The sequence below is a fragment of the Cobetia sp. genome (genome assembly GCF_983723665.1).
Genome location: NZ_CFDJES010000056.1, coordinates 14,536 through 19,200, shown reverse-complemented (window position 1 = coordinate 19,200; position 4,665 = coordinate 14,536). Strand labels below are relative to the sequence as shown.

4 protein-coding genes are annotated in these 4,665 nt (G+C 63.9%); 1 reads left to right on the top strand and 3 read right to left on the bottom strand.

From position 1 onward, the window contains the following. Window positions 1-921 (top strand): sigma-54 interaction domain-containing protein (locus AC4FAH_RS07655; RefSeq protein ID WP_490245845.1); only part of this gene is annotated, 921 nt, incomplete at its 5' end. Between the two features lie 180 nt (window positions 922-1,101). On the opposite strand, the gene AC4FAH_RS07650 is transcribed toward AC4FAH_RS07655, so the two are convergent. The 3 genes from AC4FAH_RS07650 to AC4FAH_RS07640 form a co-directional block, all read right to left on the bottom strand. After that, the gene (locus AC4FAH_RS07650) at window positions 1,102-1,953 is read right to left on the bottom strand and encodes an ABC transporter permease (RefSeq protein WP_153635418.1); all 852 of its coding nucleotides are present in this window, start codon (window positions 1,951-1,953) and stop codon (window positions 1,102-1,104) included. Window positions 1,954-1,956: 3 nt separating this feature from the next. Then, window positions 1,957-3,258, bottom strand: coding sequence for an ABC transporter permease (locus AC4FAH_RS07645; RefSeq protein WP_054556762.1), 1,302 nt, complete (start codon window positions 3,256-3,258; stop codon window positions 1,957-1,959). A 174-nt stretch (window positions 3,259-3,432) separates the two neighbouring features. Continuing rightward, window positions 3,433-4,569 carry an extracellular solute-binding protein gene (locus AC4FAH_RS07640; protein ID WP_225347830.1) on the bottom strand — a complete coding sequence of 379 codons (1,137 nt, stop codon included), beginning with the start codon at window positions 4,567-4,569 and terminating at the stop codon, window positions 3,433-3,435. Between the last annotated feature and the right edge of the window lie 96 nt (window positions 4,570-4,665).

Sequence of the window (4,665 nt, the reverse complement as noted above, 5' to 3'; positions counted from 1 at the left end):
GTCTGCGAACTGCTGGCGCGGCTGGTGAACGCCCGCCTGCCACTACTGCTGCAGGGCGAGACCGGCGTCGGCAAGGAGGAAGTGGTCAAGGCGCTGCATCAGGCCAGTCATCGCGCCCATCAGCCGCTGGTCGCCATCAACTGCGCCGCCTTGCCTGATGAGCTGGTCGAGGCCGAGCTGTTCGGCTATCGGCGCGGCGCCTTTACCGGTGCCGACCCCGCCGGACGCGAAGGCCGCCTGCTCGAGGCCAATGGCGGGCGCCTGTTTCTGGATGAGATCGGCGACATGCCGCTGCATGTGCAGGCGCGTCTGCTGCGCGTGCTGCAGGAGCGTGAAGTCACCCCGCTGGGCGGCGGCAAGCCGCAGCGGGTCGATTTCGAACTGGTCGCCGCCACCCATCAGCCCCTCAGCGAGCTGGTCAAGGCCGGGCGCTTCCGGGCGGATCTCTACTATCGCCTGTGTGGGGCCACCATCGCCCTGCCGCCGCTGAGGGAGCGTCACGACATCGCCGGACTGAGTCGTGCCCTGCTGACACGGCTGTGCGGGGAGCAGCAACGTGAGCTGCCGCGCATCACGCCCGCCTTCCTCGATCGCCTCACCCAGCATGACTGGCCCGGCAACGTGCGCGAGCTGGACAACGTGCTGCGTCTGGCGCTGGCACTGTGCGATGGGCCGACCCTGGAGCCGTGCCATGTGATGCTGGCGGGCGACTGTCTCGCCTCACAGGGCGACTGCCACGCGGCAGAGGGCGAGATTGCCCACCAGCCCTCGCAACCGAGCGGCCTGCCCTCGCTGCATGATCTCTCCAGTGCCGAGGAGCTGCAGAGTGCGCTGGACGCGCTGGGCGGCAACGTCTCGCGTCTCGCGCGGGAGCTGGGCATCAGCCGCACCACGCTCTACAAGCGACTCGGCGCGGCCTGACGCAGCAGGCTTTTCCTCAAGCCCTGTCTCCAAGCCCTGTCTTCAAGCCCTGGCCCTGAAACGCCCTTGCCCCCGCAGACAGACTCTGCGGGGGCAAGGGCGTTTCTTGCGACTCCTGTTTCTCACAGCCATCAAGCGCTCAGCACTCAAGAGCAAAGGGCAGAGGGTCGAGGACAGTGGTCAGCTCGGCGTCAGGCCGCGCAGACGTTCATTGCGGCGGCGAATCAGCTCCAGTGTCGTCAGCAGCAGGATCGAGACCATCACCAGCAGCGTGGCCACCGCCAGAATCGTCGGGCTGATCTCCTCGCGGATACCGGACCACATCTGGATCGGGATGGTGGTCTGCGCCGGCCCGGCGATGAACAGCACCACCACGACTTCATCGAACGAGGTGATGAAGGCGAACAGCGCACCGGACACCACCCCCGGCGTCACCAGCGGCAGGATGATGCGGAAGAAGGTGCGACTCGGACTGGCCCCCAGCGAGTGCGCCGCACGTGTCAGCGAGTGATCGAAGCCGGACAGCGTCGCCGTCACCGTGATCACCACGAAGGGAATGCCCAGCGCCGTGTGCGCCAGAATCACGCCCAGATAGGTCTGGGTCAGCCCCAGTTTCGAGAAGAAGAAGAACATCGCCGCGGCGCTGATGATCAGCGGCACGATCATCGGCGAGATCAGGATCGCCATGATGGTATTGCGAAACGGCATGAAACGGCTGGAAAGCCCCAGTGCGGCAAGCGTGCCCAGTACCGTGGCCAGCACCGTCGCGCACACCGCCACGATGATGCTGTTCTTGATCGAGCGCATCCACTCATCCGAGGTGAAGAACTCCTGATACCAGCGCAGCGAGTAGCCCTCCGGGTCCAGCGACAGCATCTTCTCCGAGAAGGTGAAGTAGGGTTCGGCATTGAACGAGAGCGGAATGATCACCAGGATCGGCCCGATCAGGAACAGGAAGATCAGCGTGCACAGCACGCAGAACACCCAATGCCAGATCCGCTCACCACGAGTTGCATAGGAAGGTATGGCCATCTGTCACCCCAGTTTGACCTTGTCCACACCGATCAGGCGGTTGTAGACGAGATAGAAGAGGATCACCACGACCAGCAGTATCGAGCCAATGGCCGCTGCCAGGCCCCAGTTGAGCGAGGTCTGCATGTGATAGGCGATGAAGTTGGTGATGAAGCGGCCCGACTGCCCGCCCACCAGTGCCGGCGTGATGTAGTAGCCGATGGAGAGGATGAAGACCAGAATCGAGCCCGCCCCGATGCCCGGCAAGGTCTGCGGGAAGTAGACACGCCGGAAGGCGGTTATCGGCCCGGCACCCAGCGAGCGCGCCGCATGCATGTAGCTGGGCGGGATGGTCTTCATCACCGAGTACAGCGGCAGGATCATGAACGGCAGCAGGATGTGGGTCATCGCGATGATGGTGCCGGTCTTGTTGTAGATCATCTGGATACGCGCCTCCTCGGCGAGTATCCCGACGCCCACCAGCATGTCATTGAGCACCCCCTGCTGCTGCAGGATCGCGATCCAGGTGGTGGTTCGCACCAGCAGCGAGGTCCAGAACGGCAGCAGCACCAGAATCATCAGCAGATTGCCGCGACTGGCCGGCAGGGTCGCCAGCAGCCAGGCCACCGGATAGGCCAGCAACAGACACAGCCCGGTGATCGCCGCGCTCATCCAGAAGGTGCGGATGAACAGCGAGACGTGGATCTGCAGATACTCCGGTTTCTCGACGATCTCGCCTGTCGGTGAGAACTGGCGATCCACCGCCGCCAGATAGTAGGAAGCGGTGAGAGGCGACGATTCGCGTTTGATCAGACGCCAGATATCCGGGTCCTCCCAATCCTCATCGGCCTTGATCAGCGCGGCCTTGTAAGGGGCCTCCATGCGACCGGCACGGCGGGCGCTCTTCATGAACAGCGACCGCATGCCGGACTTTTCGTAGTTGAGACGCGAGGCGACGCGGCCGAGATTGCGCGCCTTGAGTCCCGCGGCCAGATCCTGCGCCAGGGCGGCGTAGGCGGCCTCTTCCGGCAACCCTTCGCCGTCCCAGTCGACCAGCACCTCGCTGGTGCGCGGCAGATAGGTGGAGACTTCCGGGTTGTCGACACTGCGTGACAGCATGTCGAAGATGGGCATGACGAATGCCAGCCCGATGAAGACCAGCAACGGCGCCACCAGCAGCAACGCCTTGATGCGACTGCGACGGATGGCGCGATTGAGGCTCTGTTTCAGCGGTACGCCATCGGCGGTGGTCAGCGCCGCGCCGGGGGCACCATTGGGGTCATGTGCTGCGCTTCCGGACGTGGCCGGGGCGGAGGAATCGCTCATCCTGCACTCCTTGATCGGCTATCCGAGGATGCCTGGGCCGCCAGCCGGCTTCCGCGTGACAGTGACGGAAGCCAACCTGGCGGAATCGAGCATGGCCGACGGGCCATCAGGCATGATCAAAAAGGCCCCGGCGCGCGGGTGTGCGCCACCGGGGCCAGCGGGTCAGTGCAGGGGTCAGCGTGCCAGCCAGGCGTTGAAGCGCTGGCTCAGCTCATCGAGGTTGTCGGCCCAGAATTCGTCATCCTTGGGGATGGCGGTCTCGAAGTTGGGGCCATAGGTGGGCATGTGCGGCTTCATGTCGATGCCGGTGTCCGCATGGGTCGAGACCAGTGCCGCGGAGGAGGTACGCGCCGGCCCGTAGGAGATGTACTTGGCCTGATCCGCCAGTCGCTGGGTATCGGTGGCGAACATCAGGTAATCCTTGACCTTGTCGAGCTTGCCGGTCGGCACCACCCAGCCATCCAGCTCGAAGACCTGGGCATCCCAGACGATGGAGAATGGCTGCTTCTCGTTGACCTCGGCATCGAAGATGCGTCCGTTGTAGGCCGAGGCGAAGGCCACTTCCTTGTCCGCCAGCAGCTGCGGCGGCTGTGCGCCCTCTTCCCACCAGATCACGCTGTCCTTGATGGTATCGAGCTTGGCGAAGGCACGTTCGATGCCTTCCTCGGAATCCAGCATCTCGTAGACATCTTCCGGGGCCACGCCATCGGCTACCAGCGCCCACTCCATGTTGTTGATCGGCTTCTTCTGCAGCGCACGCTTGCCGGGGAATTCCTCGAGATTGAAGACGTCATCGATGGAATCCGGCTGCTTGTCCTCGGGGAACATCTCGGTATTGAAGGCCACGATGTTGGAGTAGACGATCTGCGGCACGAAGCACTCGCTGAGCGAATTCTCGATGAAGTCCTCGCTGGCCGGCGTGCCATCCGGCGCTGCCGCGAACAGGGTGTCCGGGTCCAGCGGCTCGATCAGGCCTTCCGAACAGGCGATCAAGGCATCACTGGGCAGCATGTCGACCAGGTCCCAGGTGACGTTGCCGGCCTGGACCTGTGCGCGCAGACCGGACAGCGCATTGGATGACTTGTCGATATTGACGACGGTGTCGCCGCTCTTCTCTTCCCAGGGCTCGTGATAGGCCTTGTTCTGGCTGTCGGTATAGGCGCCGCCCCACGAGACGATATTGAGCGTCTCGGCCTGGGCCGCTCCGGCGCTCATGCCGGCCGCTGCCACGGCAACCGCCAGCAGGCTGCGCAGCGGCATGCCCGGGCGCGAGGTAGTGAATGACGCGGTGAACTGATTGATGACTGACATGGATGAATCTCCCTGATTTCTTGTTGTTGTGCTGCACTCTTGTCGCGAAATCTGCTCTTGCTCTGCTGAGGAAGCGTGCTTCACCTCCCGTGCTGC